The organism is Methylocaldum szegediense (genome assembly GCF_949769195.1).
Taxonomy (GTDB): domain Bacteria; phylum Pseudomonadota; class Gammaproteobacteria; order Methylococcales; family Methylococcaceae; genus Methylocaldum; species Methylocaldum szegediense.
In genome coordinates, this window is record NZ_OX458333.1 from 1,018,362 (window position 1) to 1,032,837 (window position 14,476).

A 14,476-nucleotide genomic window follows, 5' to 3' on the forward strand; every position below is an offset into this window, starting at 1 on the left:
GAATTTGTCCCGAATGATGCGTGATATCGAGGAGGAGGTTTCCCTCACTCGGCATCTCATCGGTAAGAATGCGCTGAACCCGAAAGTGCTGGAAGCGATGCGAAAAGTCCCCCGCGACCGTTTCGTACCGCCCGAATCCAAGACCTACGCTTACGAGAACAGACCCCTGTCCATCGGTTACGGTCAAACTATTTCCCAGCCTTATATCGTGGCCTTGATGACTGATCTGCTCGATCCTGAACCCGACGATGTCGTCCTAGAAATCGGCACAGGCTCCTGCTATCAGGCAGCAGTGCTGTCGCTGTTGGTGAAGCGGGTTTACACGATGGAAATCATTCCGGAACTGGCCGAACAGGCGAAGGAACGGCTGAAGCGCCTCGGTTATCGTAACGTCGAGGTGCGTGCCGGCGATGGCCATTACGGCTGGCCGGAACATGCGCCCTATGACGGCATAATCGTCACGGCGGCCACCCCAAGTATCCCGGAACCCTTGTTGGCGCAGCTCAAGCCCGGCGGCAGGATGGTGATTCCGGTCGGTCTGCCTCATCAGCACCAGGAACTAATGCTGGTGGTAAAGGACGAACGAGGGCAAATCGAAACCCGTAGCGTATTGGACGTCGCTTTCGTACCTCTCACGGGCGGCAAGACGACCGAACCGGAGTACAAACCCGCTACCTCGGCTAATCGGACGAATTCGAACGGAGAACAACCATGATCGAACCACTTTCGGATACCCAGATCGCCGAACTGAAAGAAGCGCTCAAGAGCCGTTTTCGCGAATTGCGAGAGGAGATTCGTCAGGAACTCCTCGCTTCGGACAACGAGAGGTACATCGATCTCGCGGGACAAGTTCACGATATCGAGGAGGAATCGGTTGCCGATTTACTGGTGGATCTGAATCTCGCCATCATCGATCAGCACATCCGAGAGCTTCAGGCGATCGACGCCGCCCTGCTCAGGATCGCCAACAACGAGTACGGGGTGTGTGTCGACTGCGGAGGCGAGATCGGTTATTCGCGGCTCAAGGCCAATCCTGCCGCCGAGAGGTGCTTGGACTGCCAGGAGCGGTACGAGCACACCCACGCAACGCCCCCGGCGAGTCTATAAACGGGGACCTGTTCGGCTGGACTTTGTGGTGCTCGGTTGATTCTCAGACCGTTTTCCGGCGTCAGTCCTATCGGCCTAGTCCAGAACGTGCGAGGCTAAGCCGTCCGCCAGCTTGGGTTCGAACCAGGTCGACTTCGGGGGCATGACCTTGCCCGCATCGGCCACGGCCATTAAGTCTTCCATGCGAGTCGGATGCAGCGAAAATGCCAGTGCCATTTCGCCTGAGTCCACGCGGCGCTCGAGTTCCCGTAGACCCCGGATGCCGCCCACGAAATCAATTCGCCGGTCACGGCGCGGATCGGTGATGCCCAGGATGGGGGCGATGAGATTGTGCTGCAAGAGACTGACGTCAAGCCGTGCCACCGGGTCGGTTGGGATCAAGTCCGGCTTTATGCGCAGCTTGCGCCAACGGCCGCTGAAATAGAGGCCGAACTCGCCCGGTGTTTCCGGTTTTACGGGGCTGTCCGCTTCTTCCACGGCGAAGCGCTCGGCTACTCGCTGCAAAAACTCGGCTTCGCTCAGGCCGTTCAAGTCCCTGATCACGCGGTTGTAGTCCATGATGCGCATCTGCCAGTGCGGAAAAATCACCGACAGAAAATACTCGTAACTTTCATTTCCGGTATGGCCGGGATCAGACTGGCGGCGCGAGGCTGCGACGCGCGAAGCCGCGGCCGAGCGGTGATGGCCGTCGGCGATGTAAAGGGCGGGCAGCGTTTCGAATAGTTCGGTGATGCGCGTGATGGTGCCCGGGTCACGAATGACCCAGAGTGTGTGCCGTACGTCGGATTCGGAAACTGCATCCGCTTCGGGCGGACCGTCGGTGGTTTCCGCCAACAGACGGTCGATCTCGGGAGCCTCGGGATACGCAAGTAGGACCGGACCGGTTTGAGCGTTCAATGCGACGATCTGGCGTACTCGGTCGTCTTCCTTGTCGGGGCGGGTGAACTCGTGTTTGCGGATGCGGTTGGCGTCGTAAGCGGCGACGCTCGCGGTCGCGACCAGACCGAGCTGTTCGTGCTCGCCCATGACGAGTCGATAGGCATAATAGAACGGCTGCTCATCCCGCTTCAGGATGCCGGAATCCAACATCCGTCTCAGATTATCCGCGGCTTTGGCGTAGACCTCGGGGGCGTAGGGGGCGATTCCGGGAGCAAAATCGATTTCCGGTTTGGAGATGTGAAGGAAGCTCCATGGACGGTTTGCCGCCAGCGTTCTGGCTTCATCTGTATCCAACACGTCGTAGGGCGGTGCGATGACATCCTCGGCGCGGCCGGGAGCGGGACGAAGAGCGGCAAATGGGCGTATAAGAGACATGGTTTTCTTCCAAAGGGGTGTCGTTCGGATTCTATCAGTTGAGGCCAGGACCGTGTCCTAAGTAAGAGACTCGCGAGGCTCTCGGTAATTTCATCTAGCGCCGTGGGTCCAAGGAGGCAGAGAACGGCGAACTGGAGCGCGGCGGCGATGTCCTGTATGCTCCCTCTCCTTCGAGGGCAATCCGAGCCGGCGCTTTCTGCCCGTACCATGGGTGTTGTTCTACTATTTGGATATCTCACCTTTTTGCACAGAGGTCTGCATTTCAACATGACCAAAGCCTATCGTCTTCTCGTCGTCAGCGCGCTTCTCTTGCAAGCCGCTTGCGTCAGCGTATCGAATCAGCCGCGAGAGATTTACCGGCCCGAGCAGGTACCAGGCGACTCAACAGCCGCTCGCCAGCCGCCTTCGCCTCCGGCCACGCTACGAGAAGTTCCCGCTCCGTTGAGGGCGAGACCGCCCGCGAGAAGCGAGCCTGTCGCCTCGTCGCCGGCTGTTTTAGCCTTGTTGAGCGAGGCGGAGAGCAACCGCAAGGCTGGGGATCTGGATAACGCGGCTTCCGCGTTGGAAAGAGGCATACGCATACAGCCGCGCAATCCCCTGCTATGGCATGAATTAGCCGTGATCAGGCTACAGCAGCACCAGCCCGGGCTCGCCGAAGATCTGGCGAAGAAGTCAAATCAGCTTGCCAGGGGAAGTCAGCCGCTGACTCAAAGGAACTGGGCTATTATCGCCCAAGCCCGTCGGGCGAAAGGCGATCTGGCCGGCGCGGAACAGGCCGAGCGCAACGCCGGGAACTGAGTTGCGGGATCTCGACTGGATTTTGGGGGCGGAAGGACCATTTGCCCGATGCCTTCCCGGATTTAGCCCCCGCCCGGCCCAGGCAGAACTGGCGCAAGCGGTGATGCACGCGATCGATGGTAAAAGCTGCCTGGTCGCGGAAGCGGGGACCGGGACAGGCAAGACCTTGGCCTATTTGGTTCCCGCGGCACTATCAGGCAAGAAAGTCATCGTTTCGACTGCCACCAAGACCCTTCAAGATCAGCTGTTCCGCAAGGACTTGCCTCTAGTTAGGCAGGCTCTGACAGCGCCGTTCAAGGCCGTGCTGCTCAAAGGGCGAGCCAATTATCTGTGTCTATACCGCTTGGAAAATACCCTGGGGTTCAAAGCCGGCTACGGCTCGCGCGAGGCGCTTGATCTGGAGGCTATCCAGCGCTGGAGCAAGATCACCCGAACCGGCGATATCGCGGAAGTGGTCGACGTGCCGGAATCCTCGTTGCTATGGCCTTCGGTAACTTCGACCGGCGACAATTGCCTTGGCCAGGACTGCCCGCGCTATGACGACTGTTTTTTGGCGAAGGCGCGCCGGAACGCTCAGGACGCCGATATTCTCGTGATCAATCACCATCTCCTCTGGGCGGACTGGACCCTGAAGAACGATGGTTTCGGCGAGCTCTTGCCTGACTGCGAGGCCATCGTGGTCGATGAGGCTCATCAGTTCGTGGAATCCGCGACGCAGTTTCTGGGCCTCAGTATTACTTCCCGCCAGCTCAACGGACTGGCGGACGATGTTCTGGTCGAGCGGCTCAAGACCGCGAAAGACATGCCGCAGTTGCTCGAAAAAGCGGAAACACTGGAGCAACTGACGGCCGAAATGCGGCAGGCGCTCGGCGAACCGCCGCGGCGGGAGGCTTGGCACCGCGTAGCCGACGAGCTCGCCGTGACCGAAAAACTAGCCGAGTTGCGGCGGCATTTGCTGGATCTCGAGCCGATCCTGAAAGAAGCCGCGATTCGCAGCAAGGGTCTGGAGTCGTGCTGGAAGCGCTGCACGGAACTCGGCGCGAGGCTGGACACCTTCAGCAAGGACGAAGGTAGCGAGGCCGTACGCTGGTTCGAAGTCTACAAACACAGCTTTTCCTTGAACCGCACACCGTTGGCGATCGCCGGCGAGTTCGCGCGGTTTCGCAAGCATAGTCAAGCTGCCTGGATCTTCGCATCGGCGACGCTCACCGTGAGTGGCCGCTTCGATCATTTCGTCGGGCAATTAGGCCTGTACGGTGCCGAATGCCGAGCCTGGGACAGCCCTTTCGATTACCGCAACCGATGTCTGTTGTTCTTGCCGCCGGGACTTCCGGACCCAGGCGACGAGGGCTTTACCCAAGCCGTGGTGCGGGCTGCGCTGCCGGTGCTGAAGGCCAGTCGAGGCAGGGCGTTCATGTTGTTCACCTCGCATCAGGCCTTGGCCGCTGCTGCCGAGCTGGTCGGTCGGCATCTCGATTACCCGCTTTTCGTTCAGGGCGAGAAACCGAAAGCGGTGCTTTTGGAAGCGTTCAAGCAGGCTGGAAATGGCATCCTGCTCGGGACCGGAAGTTTCTGGGAGGGGGTCGATGTTCCGGGGCCGGCGCTGTCTTGCGTCATCATCGACAAATTGCCGTTCGCTTCGCCCAGCGACCCGGTAGTCAATGCCCGGCTGGAAACCCTACGCCGGAGCGGATTGAATCCCTTTGCCAGCTATCAGCTTCCGGCGGCCACCATCGCGCTCAAGCAAGGCGTGGGGCGTCTGATCCGGGATCAGTCTGACTGTGGCGTTCTGATGCTTTGCGACCCGCGTATTCTATCCCGTTCGTATGGAAAGGTTTTTCTGAACAGCTTGCCGGACATGCCGAGGACGCGTTCGCTCACCGACGTGCAGCGGTTTTTCGCCGGCGAAATCGAGGAAGAGATTGCGGTATGAAAATTCTGGCCATTGAGACCGCCACCGAAGCGTGTTCGGCCGCTTTGCTGATCGATGACGCCGTTATAGAACGTTATGAGCTAGCGCCGCAGCGGCATAATCGGTTGATACTGCCCATGATCGAGTCCCTGCTGGCCGAAGCCGGAATCAAGATTGCGCAAGTCGATGCGCTCGCGTTTGGACGAGGGCCTGGTTCCTTTACTGGCGTCCGCATCGCGGCCGGCGTGGCTCAGGGGATTGCGTTCGGCGCGGATCTGCCGGTGGTTCCGGTTTCGACCTTGGCAGCCCTAGCGCAAGACGCCTTAACCGAGGCTTCGGAAACCATCGCGTTCCCCTGTATTGATGCCCGCATGAGCGAAGTCTATTGGGGCGTTTACCGCAAGGGGGAAGCTGGATTAGCCGAGCTTTTGGGGCAGGAATCGGTGCTACCGCCCGATCGCGTTTCGTTCCCCGATCAGGCCGGGGGTGTAGGTATCGGCAGCGGATGGAAAACTTATGGTTCGGTTCTCGAAGAACGTTTGGGCGGATGTGTGAAAAGACTCATGCCGGATCGCTTCCCGCGTGCGGCCATGGTCGCGCGTCTTGGGGCCGATGCTTTCGGTAAGGGTTTGTTCGTGCAGCCGGAACAGGCGCTGCCGGTTTATCTGCGTGATAACGTGGCGAAAAAGCCCGGTGGTGACCGTCGTGCTTGATTTGCCCTTAGATCAGGCCGTCATGCTTTGCGCTTTACGGATGACCGTCTACGGTTCACAGCATATTCTTACTTTTTTACTCGGAAACAGGAAAAGTAGGCGGACAATCCTTCGTAGACGGGAATGACTCAACCTAATGACCGTGCAAATTAAGCCGGTCCCACCAGAATTCGCTTCACCAATTCGGTCTGGCGATGGGTGCCAGTCTTTGTTGAGTAACTGCCTTAACGGCGTACGAACCGTATTGTGAGGCTAACCCGCCGACCTCCGGCGAAGTTATTGAGAGTTTCAGCCTATCCGCTGAACGGCCGGGCAATGCCGCGACCAGCACCGGCAGGGAATGGACATATCCAGGGCGGGGTACCTTCATTCCGGCGACCTTCCGGCTTTAAAAATGAGAACAGCCTGCTTGATGAGTCTTTCCAAAGCTAGGGTTTAGATGCCGATAGCGGCACGGCAACAACCGTAGGCATCCAAGGTCAAGCCTTTGTTTGGACAGATGAGATGATGTCGGCTGCCGCCATATTGCGGTACAGCGCTCGACCATCCCGGTCAAGCAAAATGACACCCACAAGCAGCAGGTTCAAGACGTCTTCGATCACTTCGAAAGACACTTCTTTTGCCGGCAATGTGGCTTTGCATTGCGAGGGAACGCCCTTGTTCCGGTACGTAGAACGTCCTTTTTCACGACCATTCTGCAAAGCCGTGAGCCGCATCGTCATCATCCAAATGTATGATGACAGCTTAATGGAAATATGCTCCGGGAGATCGTCGGTTGGACATAGCGGCAGCATTCACCAACGTCTGGTCTGGGAAAAATACGGGCGACCCACTGCCGCTGCCGGACCAGGTCTTCCAGCCGCAGGCTATTACCCAGGCTCAACTCGGCCCGGTTCAAAACCTCCTTCCTCCTTAACGCTGCTCGGGACGCGGGCATCGGCCGCGGTCAAATGAAGGGTGATCAACATGTGGCCGTGGCCTTCACGGAAGATTGATGCGGCCCGACGGTTAGGGAACAACAAACACCCGGCCCTTCTCATCCAGAAATACCACGGTATGCGGTTCAAGGCCGCTTCCCACAGAGCGCGGGCTTTCGTCGCATCGCTTCATTTGCAAAGGGAAAAGCAGGGCGCGCTACGAGTGAGGAAACAGGTGAGGGAGGAGTCGCTCTTCCCGAGAGCCGAAGGCCATCGGCCCCAGGGGAGCGGAAGAAGCTTAGACAAGCCGGGTTCGGGTCTTGTAGCACACGGCCATCGAGCAGGACGGTACATAGCAATACCTCGATTTCCCCGGGTTTCTGCAGGTCTTGGTAAATGTCAACGCCGACTGAAAAGTGACCCCTTTTGAGGGTTTATCGCCGAAGTAAAATTGACCCCTTGAGGCCCAAAAGTTATTCGACGGCCGCTGTCTGCGGCGGGGTTGTTCCTGCCTTGCGCTTGTCCTTCAATCGGTAACTGTCGCCGGTGATTTGCACGATGTGGGCGTGATGCAGGAGCCGATCCAGCATCGCGGCCGTCAGGGTCTGATCATCGGCAAAGGTGCCCGCCCACTGGGTGAACGGCAGGTTGCTGGTGAGAATCAGGCTGCCGCGCTCGTAGCGCTTGGCGACGACGTTGAAGAAGAGATTCGCTTCGTCACGTCCGAGCGGCAGATAGCCGATCTCATCGATGACCAACAGCCTGGGCGCCATCACGACCCGGTTGAAGTACTCCTTGAGACGCTCCTGGCGGTGTGCGGCGGTGAGTTGCAACATCAGATCGGCGGCGGTGACGAAGCGTGTCTTGAGGCCGGCCATCACCGCGCGGTAGGCCAAGGCGATCGCCAGATGGGTTTTACCAACCCCGCTGGGGCCGAGCAGGACGATGTTCTCGGTGCGCTCGATAAAGCTCAAACCCGCCAGTTCCTGGAGCTGGGCCCGGGGCGCTCCCAAGGAGAAAGCAAAGTCGTACTGCTCCAAAGTCTTCACGACCGGCAAGGTGGCCATCTTGAGCAAGGTCTGCCGGGTGCGTTCGGCGCGGGCCTTGGCCTCGGCGATGAGCAGTTTCTCGAGGAAGTCGGCAAAGCTCTCCTCGCGATCGGCGGCCTGCTGGGCCAGGTGGGGCCAGTCCGACCCGATCCGCTCGAGCTTCAGGCTTTGGCTGAGTTCGGTAATCCGGGCGTGCTGCAGATTCATGCCGTCACCTCCAGCAACTGGTCGTACACCGACAGGGGATGTTGCAGGCTGTCATGGGGCAAGACGCGGCCAACGTGCCGCTGGGGTGCCGGCAAGCCTTGGGGTGCCTGAACCGGCAACGGCCGCAGGGCGAGGCGCTCTTCGGCCAATCGCACCGCGGGCTGTACGCCGGTGGTGCCGTGCACCCGTTGATGCGCCACCTGATCGAGCCAGGGGCCGATCTGGGCATTGGCGGTCTCGACATCGAGTGTCAAGCCGGCGCTCTTGAGCGTGGCCGCCAGTGGCGTGATGAAGCTGGCTTTCAGGTATCCGTTGAAGCGCTCCACCTTGCCCTTGGTTTGGGCCCGGTACGGCCGGCAGACCTTGGGCCGGAAGCCATACGCCCCGGCCAGCGCGTACAGGGCCGGGTGCCAGCGGTGCCGGCCTTCACCGTAGGCGTCCCGTTCGGTGATGATGGCGCCGGCATTGTCGAACAGCACCTCTTCGGGCACCCCGCCGAAGTAGTGGAGGGCCTCGCGCAGCCCCGTCAACCAGGCCGCGCTGTCCTCGCGGTCGGAAAAGCGCACGAACGTGGCGCGACTGAACCCCAGCGTGGCCACGAAGGCTTTGAGCGGATCGCGCCCCCGCCGGATCGTCGTGAAATCGGCCTGCATCTGGCGGCCCGGTGGGGTTTCAAAGCGGACCACCGGTTCTTCCGGTCGCCGTTTGAAGGGGGCGAGATACGCCTTGAGCTGGCTGATGCCGCCTGCATAGCCCCGTTCACGAAGCTCTCGCAGCAGCACCGTGGCCGGAATCCAATGCGGACGTGCCGCCTCGATGCGTTGCTGCAGATAGGCTTTGAAGGGATCCAACTTGCAGGGGCGGGGCGCCCGCAGCCGGTACCGGGGCAACGCGCTTTCGCTGCGCAGGTACTTGCGTACCGTGTTGCGCGAGACGCCCAGCTCCCGCGCGATGGCTTTGATGCCATGGCCCTGTCGGGCCAATACTTTGATCTCCACTGACTGCTCCTGAGTCAACATTTCCGCGGCTCAAAAAAGCCGCCATTTTCCCCCAAGGGGTCAAATTTACTTCGGTGTCAGGGGTCATTTTTACATCGGCGGTGACAGGTAAAATTCCGTGTGGCGTAATTGGTTTCTTGGAATAAGGCTTTCACTGAGGAGAAAAACACCTCTTAGGCCGACACTCGGATTCATCGCGCCTTGCTTCCAAACGTCTTTCTGCCAATAGTAAGCCTCATAAAGGGCCTAGAAATCATCGTATACGTCATGCTTGACCAGTCGTTGGGGCGGTGGATTAGTCGACGGGTTGGCAACTGGACTGAACAACCAAGATTGAGTGGCTCCAGCAAGCTCCATGATTCGACCCATGGCTGGCGGCCATAGGGCATCATCTATTGCTGCGTCATCGATAGAGCCTATCCGATCGTTCCAGGTGGGTAGCTTAGCGTTGACAGCGAATATCTCTTTATAACTCCAGCATCACACCGCCATATACCACGGCACCGGGATGATCGAAGCTGAAGGCGTCCGGGATCCTGTCATTGCTGAGATTTTCGCCTCGCAAGTAGACCTCGAATTTAGGCAAAAGGCGATAGTTGATATGGGCATTGACCCGAACCGCGCCATTCACGTCCAGGGTATTGCCGACATCATTGTAGGATAAGCCGCGGTACACGCCTTCGGCCCACACGATGACAGGAAGAAAGGGAGCACGCCATTCACCCCAGATGCGCACGCTGTTGCGCGGACGGAACGGCACCCGGCGACCGTTGTCAAGGTTGCGGCTGTCCGTGTAAGTGTAGGCACCACCGCCGCGCCAGTGTTCGCTGAAGCGGTATTCGGCGTTGGCTTCAAACCCGGCAATGGTGGCGTTCGGCAGGTTGGACAAGCATTCGCCGACTCACGGGATTTGGGCGCGGGGTTGAGGATTCCAGGTGACAATAATGAAGTCATCGTAACGGCTGTAGAAACGGGGCAAGTTGAGCGTGAGGTTCGATAGCGGCTGCCAGTCTAGTCCTACGTCGCCGCCGGCACCGCGTTCCGGTTGGATGGCAAGATTGCCGAGTAGGGGATACAGCCGCTCGGCATAACTGGGAATGCGGAAACCGTTGCCGCCGTTGGCACGGAATTTCAATGTCGGTAGCAGCTTCCAGGCGACGCCGGCCTGAAACAGAGCGTGGTTAGAAAATCGGTCGTAAGCTTCGTAGCGTACCCCGACGGTGCCGCTGAGAGGGCCGTAGGCGAAACGGGTTTCCAGAAAGCCGGCCTGTTGGCTCCGTGCCTCGCTGAAAGGTGTTCCCGCTGCAAAGGTAAACGGCCCAATCGGAGCGTAAGTGGGGCCGGAAGCGCTTTCGTGGCGGCCTTCGCCGCCCCAAATCAGGCGGACCGAGTCCTCGCTTTCCCCACGCCAAAGCCGTTGGTCGTTTTCCCAGCGGACCAGGTAAAAATCCGTCGTGTAGCCCAGGTTCAGGCCCATGGTACGTCCTCGGTCGCGGGTCTGGGTGTAGCCGAGTTGCAAACGCGTGAGCCAATCATCGGTGAGATGAGCCTTGACGCTGCTTTGTACCATCCAGACTTCCTCGGCAAAAAAGCCATGTTTATCGTCCACCACGGCGAGCACACCACGGCGAATGCCATAGCGGTCCCAGCCATTCCGTGACTTTCGGTACAAAAGCGAAGCTTCCCAATTGATATCGTCGCTGATGTCCAATTCCGCTTTCGTCAAAATCTGAGTGTCATGAAACGGGTCTCGCTCTGGATTGTTGTTGGACCGTTGCGCGTGCCAGGCACCATCGAAAGCATCTGAGCGGGTCACCGTAATGGCCAGGTGCGCCCGTTCGTTGGCTAGATTGCCGCGCAAGGTTTCCTTGAGAAAGCCGAAGGTACCGCCTTCGATACGAAGATCGCCGCTGTTGTTAAGGGCCGTACGGGATATCATTCGGATGGCGCCGCGATGAGAAGAGAATGGTTGAGAAGCAGGCCCGAAACCTCGGCTGACTTCCACGTATTGTAGGCCGTCCGGTAGCAGCGCGTTGAGGTGGATTACGCCGGGCAGCGAATCGGGGACCGGCAGCCCGTCCAGCGTCACCAAGCCTTGTCCGCCGGCACCGCGAAGATAAAGCATCCCAAGTCCGTGCACACCAGCTTAGCTGATTGCGAGCCCGGCTTCGCCGCGCAGGATTTCATCAAGGCTGCGTTCGTGGGCGATGCTCAGGTGTCCTTCATCGTAGAGGCTGATACTTTGGCTGGCCGGTGAGAGTTCGCTGAGGTCGCTGGTGGGCGCTTGAATGGTAACCGCAGGCAGCGTGGCAGCTTGATAGGGTTCGGCGGAAGTCACTGACCCGAACAGTGAAACAAGCGCCGACAGGACCGGAGCAGAAAAGAACTTATCGATCCTTCTTGGAACGAATGCGAGATTTTTCGCCGGATGTTGGAGCACCGCTTCTAATGCTTTTTATTCTTTTTCCTGATTAGCGATGAAGTTCAGTATCGGCTCACGCTGTGAGCCACTAGGGGGCTTAGACTAGGGGCATCGATCACAAAAGAGGTGTCCCATGCCGATGAACCGAGTGCAATTTCAAAAGGGGTTGTCGTTGGCCGAGTTTCTGGCCCAATACGGCCGTGAAGAGCAATGCGAAGCGGCACTGGAAGCCCTACGCTGGCCGGAGGATTTCCGCTGCCCAGCCTGTGGTGGCGCGCACCACACGGCGTTCGAACGGAGCGGGCGAAAATACTGGCAATGCGGGCACTGCCGAAAGCAAACGACGCTGACCGCTGGGACGATCTTCGAAGCGACCAAGCTGCCGCTCTCTACCTGGTTTCTGGCGATGTATCTCCTGACCCAGGGCAAGAACAATGTCTCAGCACTGGAATTGATGCGTCATCTCGGAGTGTGTTATCGCACCGCCTGGCTGGTGAAGCATAAGCTGATCCAGGTGATGGCGGAGCAGGAAGCGGATCGACAATTGACCGGGCGGGTCGAGATTGACGATGCTTACCTGGGCGGTGAACGGTCCGGGAAACGCGGACGGGGTTGCGAAAACAAAGTCAGCTTTGTGATGGCGGTACAAACCACGGACGACGGTCACCCATGGTTTGTGCGCCTTGATCCCCTGCCGTTCACCCAGCAGGCGATCGCGGACTCGGCCCAACGCGCCTTGGCCCCGTCGACCTACGCCCTCACCGATGGCCTGAGCGGGTTTCGGAGCTTGCACCAGGTCATCGCGGGGCATCAACGCCTGATTCTGGGCTCTGGGCGGCCATCGGCCCAACATCCGGCGTTTCGTTGGGTCAACACGCTGTTGAGCAACCTGAAGACCGCCCTTTCCGGCACCTATCATGCGATCAAATTTAGGAAATATGCCAAGCGATATCTGGCCGAGTTCCAATATCGTTTCAATCGGCGTTTCGATCTCAAAATTCTGCTTCGACGGCTGGCCCGTGCTGCGATGTTGACTCAACCCCGAGCCGAGTGGCGACTTCGCTTGGCTGACGTTCATCGCTAATCAGATTCACTTTTCACTTTTTCACTTTTATATCGCAAAGACCCATCGGTGCGCGGCCGGAAGAGGCGGCCGAACTTTACCGTCACGTGCGAGAGCTTTTTGATGTCGCGGCCGAGGGACTAATCCTGCCGGGCAAGATGAGGGCCATGGCGCGGGCTTAGCCGAAACGCCCATTGTCTCGAGCTGCCGGACCTTTATTGAGCATTCGATGAACGTCAATCCCTGGGGTAGACGCACCGCCTCTTGCCGCCGTGTTCATAAACGATCTGGACTCAGGAAAACTCGGACGAACTGTTCCAACGCCTGTATGGGTTGACCTCGGCCGGGCCGGCGTACTGGAGCAATTGGCAGCCAGCACAAAGCTTTAGGAGATCGTGGGCCGTTTGAGCGTTTTGATCAACACCATCCGCTCGCATTTCCAAAGCATGTCCGACAAAAACAGCGCGGGCAGCCACAGGCCGAACCGGTTCGCCTAGTCTTAACCAGCCAGGCGCTGGCGCAATTCTGAAGAAGATCGAGCTGTATCGGGTGGTAAGGCTTCCGTGGGAAAAGTCCCTGAAAAGACGCCCTCTATAGTAAACTATCAAAATGGCTCAATACTTTCAGATTCATCCGGATAATCCGCAGCCCCGGCTGATCCGCCGGAGCGTCGAGATCATTCGCCAGGGGGGCGTCATCGTTTATCCTACCGATTCCTCCTACGCCTTCGGCTGCCAAATGGACAATAAGTCAGGGCTGGACCGCATCCGCCAAATTCGTCAGTTGGAGGAGGATCATCATTTTACCCTGGTGTGCCGCGATCTCTCGCAGATATCCACTTTCGCAAAGATCAACAACGAAGCCTTCCGGCTCATCAAATCGCTGACGCCGGGGCCATATACCTTCATTCTCAAAGCGACCCGCGAGACGCCGCGTCGCCTGCAGCATGCCAAGCGCAAGACCATCGGAATCCGCTTGCCGGACAACCCGATCACGCTGGCACTGATGGCGGAGTTGAACGAGCCTTTGTTCAGTTCGACCCTGATCCTCCCCGGCGAAGAGGATGCCATGAGCGATCCGGAAGACATTCGCGACCGCCTCGAGAAAGAAGTGGATTTGATTATCGACGCCGGAATCGTTCCCTATACCCCGACCACGATTGTCGGCTTCATGGAAGACACGCCTGAGATCGTCCGGCAGGGATCGGGTGTCGTCCCTTCGCTTCAATAACCTCCGTTCACTGGCTCAAGAATTGTACCAATGGAAGAACTGACTTTTGTTCAACGCGTCGCTGTCTGGATTCTCCCGGTTCTGTTCGCCATCACCGTGCATGAAGTGGCCCACGGTTGGGTCGCCAGAATGCTCGGCGACAACACGGCAGCGCGGCTAGGCCGGCTATCCTTGAATCCCTTGCATCATATCGATCCGGTCGGTACCTTGCTGGTGCCGGGCGTCCTGTTGGCGCTGGGTGGGTTTATCTTTGGTTGGGCCAAACCCGTTCCCGTGGATTTCGGCAAGTTGCGCAACCCGAAGCGGGACATGGCATTAGTTGCCATCGCGGGACCCGCCGCGAATTTTTTGATGGCCATCGCCTGGGCACTTGTCGCCCGTTTGGCTAGCTTTATCGATTTCGACTATGTGTCGGTGCCTCTGGGGCTTATGGGTATTGCCGGCATCGTGATCAATATCGTGCTGATGCTCTTGAACCTGCTGCCGATTCCGCCGCTAGACGGCGGGCGAATCGCGACGAGTTTCTTGCCACCTAAGCTGGCCATCAAATTCAGTCAGATCGAGCCCTACGGTTTCTTCATTCTGCTGGCACTGATCGCGACCGGCGGGTTGTCCATGATTCTGGGTTTTCCGATCTATGCCATGCAGCGCTTGCTGTTCGGTTTCGCCGGCCTGTAAATGACCGATCTCGCGGAGCCAGGAAATTCTGCCGTCGACGGCACGGAGCAAGAAACGCAGCAGAGCAG

At 58.7% G+C, this 14,476-nt stretch carries 13 protein-coding genes and 1 pseudogene; 8 read left to right on the forward strand and 6 right to left on the reverse strand.

Translation table 11 applies throughout. The features are described 5' to 3' along the window. The first annotated feature begins 13 nt into the window (after positions 1 to 13). Both QEN43_RS04300 and QEN43_RS04305 read left to right on the forward strand, forming a co-directional pair. Positions 14 to 715: a protein-L-isoaspartate(D-aspartate) O-methyltransferase gene (locus QEN43_RS04300; RefSeq protein ID WP_396662383.1), complete on the forward strand. Its 702-nt coding sequence runs from the start codon at positions 14 to 16 to the stop codon at positions 713 to 715. Beyond that, positions 712 to 1,107 carry a TraR/DksA family transcriptional regulator gene (locus QEN43_RS04305; protein WP_026612095.1) on the forward strand — a complete coding sequence of 132 codons (396 nt, stop codon included), beginning with the start codon at positions 712 to 714 and terminating at the stop codon, positions 1,105 to 1,107. Before QEN43_RS04300 ends, QEN43_RS04305 begins: the two co-directional genes overlap by 4 nt. Positions 1,108 to 1,182: 75 nt before the next feature. On the opposite strand, the gene QEN43_RS04310 is transcribed toward QEN43_RS04305, so the two are convergent. Further along, entirely contained in the window at positions 1,183 to 2,421 is a 1,239-nt protein-coding gene (locus QEN43_RS04310) for a DUF1015 domain-containing protein (RefSeq protein WP_026612096.1), read from the reverse strand. A 267-nt stretch (positions 2,422 to 2,688) separates the two neighbouring features. Between QEN43_RS04310 and QEN43_RS04315 the strand changes: the two genes are divergently transcribed. From QEN43_RS04315 to tsaB, 3 genes are all read left to right on the forward strand, one after another. After that, on the forward strand, positions 2,689 to 3,219 hold the full coding sequence (locus QEN43_RS04315) for a tetratricopeptide repeat protein (RefSeq protein ID WP_026612097.1): 531 nt from the start codon (positions 2,689 to 2,691) through the stop codon (positions 3,217 to 3,219). Positions 3,220 to 3,322: 103 nt separating this feature from the next. Next, positions 3,323 to 5,152: an ATP-dependent DNA helicase gene (locus QEN43_RS04320; protein ID WP_202901202.1), complete on the forward strand. Its 1,830-nt coding sequence runs from the start codon at positions 3,323 to 3,325 to the stop codon at positions 5,150 to 5,152. After that, positions 5,149 to 5,844 carry a tRNA (adenosine(37)-N6)-threonylcarbamoyltransferase complex dimerization subunit type 1 TsaB gene (gene tsaB / locus QEN43_RS04325; RefSeq protein WP_026612099.1) on the forward strand — a complete coding sequence of 232 codons (696 nt, stop codon included), beginning with the start codon at positions 5,149 to 5,151 and terminating at the stop codon, positions 5,842 to 5,844. The genes QEN43_RS04320 and tsaB overlap by 4 nt, the downstream gene beginning before the upstream one ends. A 479-nt stretch (positions 5,845 to 6,323) precedes the next feature. Here the strand turns inward: tsaB and QEN43_RS04330 are convergent, their stop codons facing one another. The 5 genes and pseudogenes from QEN43_RS04330 to QEN43_RS04350 all read right to left on the reverse strand — a co-directional run bounded on the left by QEN43_RS04330 (position 6,324) and on the right by QEN43_RS04350 (position 11,455). Beyond that, positions 6,324 to 6,638, reverse strand: a complete 315-nt coding sequence (locus QEN43_RS04330; protein WP_036269361.1) for a hypothetical protein — start codon at positions 6,636 to 6,638, stop codon at positions 6,324 to 6,326. A 596-nt stretch (positions 6,639 to 7,234) separates the two neighbouring features. Then, on the reverse strand, positions 7,235 to 8,017 hold the full coding sequence (istB, locus tag QEN43_RS04335) for an IS21-like element helper ATPase IstB (RefSeq protein ID WP_026609733.1): 783 nt from the start codon (positions 8,015 to 8,017) through the stop codon (positions 7,235 to 7,237). Further along, entirely contained in the window at positions 8,014 to 9,036 is a 1,023-nt protein-coding gene (gene istA, locus QEN43_RS04340; RefSeq protein WP_026609734.1) for an IS21 family transposase, read from the reverse strand. Before istA ends, istB begins: the two co-directional genes overlap by 4 nt. Before the next feature lie 445 nt (positions 9,037 to 9,481). After that, positions 9,482 to 11,140, reverse strand: a pseudogene (locus tag QEN43_RS04345) (TonB-dependent receptor). Between the two features lie 21 nt (positions 11,141 to 11,161). Next, positions 11,162 to 11,455: a hypothetical protein gene (locus QEN43_RS04350; RefSeq protein ID WP_317963733.1), complete on the reverse strand. Its 294-nt coding sequence runs from the start codon at positions 11,453 to 11,455 to the stop codon at positions 11,162 to 11,164. A 115-nt stretch (positions 11,456 to 11,570) separates the two neighbouring features. Here QEN43_RS04350 and QEN43_RS04355 point away from each other — a divergent pair, with 115 nt between their 5' ends. From QEN43_RS04355 to QEN43_RS04365, 3 genes are all read left to right on the forward strand, one after another. Continuing rightward, positions 11,571 to 12,521 carry an IS1595-like element ISMsz1 family transposase gene (locus QEN43_RS04355; protein WP_317963734.1) on the forward strand — a complete coding sequence of 317 codons (951 nt, stop codon included), beginning with the start codon at positions 11,571 to 11,573 and terminating at the stop codon, positions 12,519 to 12,521. 588 nt (positions 12,522 to 13,109) lie between these two features. Then, positions 13,110 to 13,730 carry an L-threonylcarbamoyladenylate synthase gene (locus tag QEN43_RS04360; RefSeq protein WP_026612104.1) on the forward strand — a complete coding sequence of 207 codons (621 nt, stop codon included), beginning with the start codon at positions 13,110 to 13,112 and terminating at the stop codon, positions 13,728 to 13,730. Positions 13,731 to 13,760: 30 nt separating this feature from the next. Then, positions 13,761 to 14,408, forward strand: coding sequence for a site-2 protease family protein (locus QEN43_RS04365; protein WP_026612105.1), 648 nt, complete (start codon positions 13,761 to 13,763; stop codon positions 14,406 to 14,408). Positions 14,409 to 14,476: the final 68 nt, after the last annotated feature.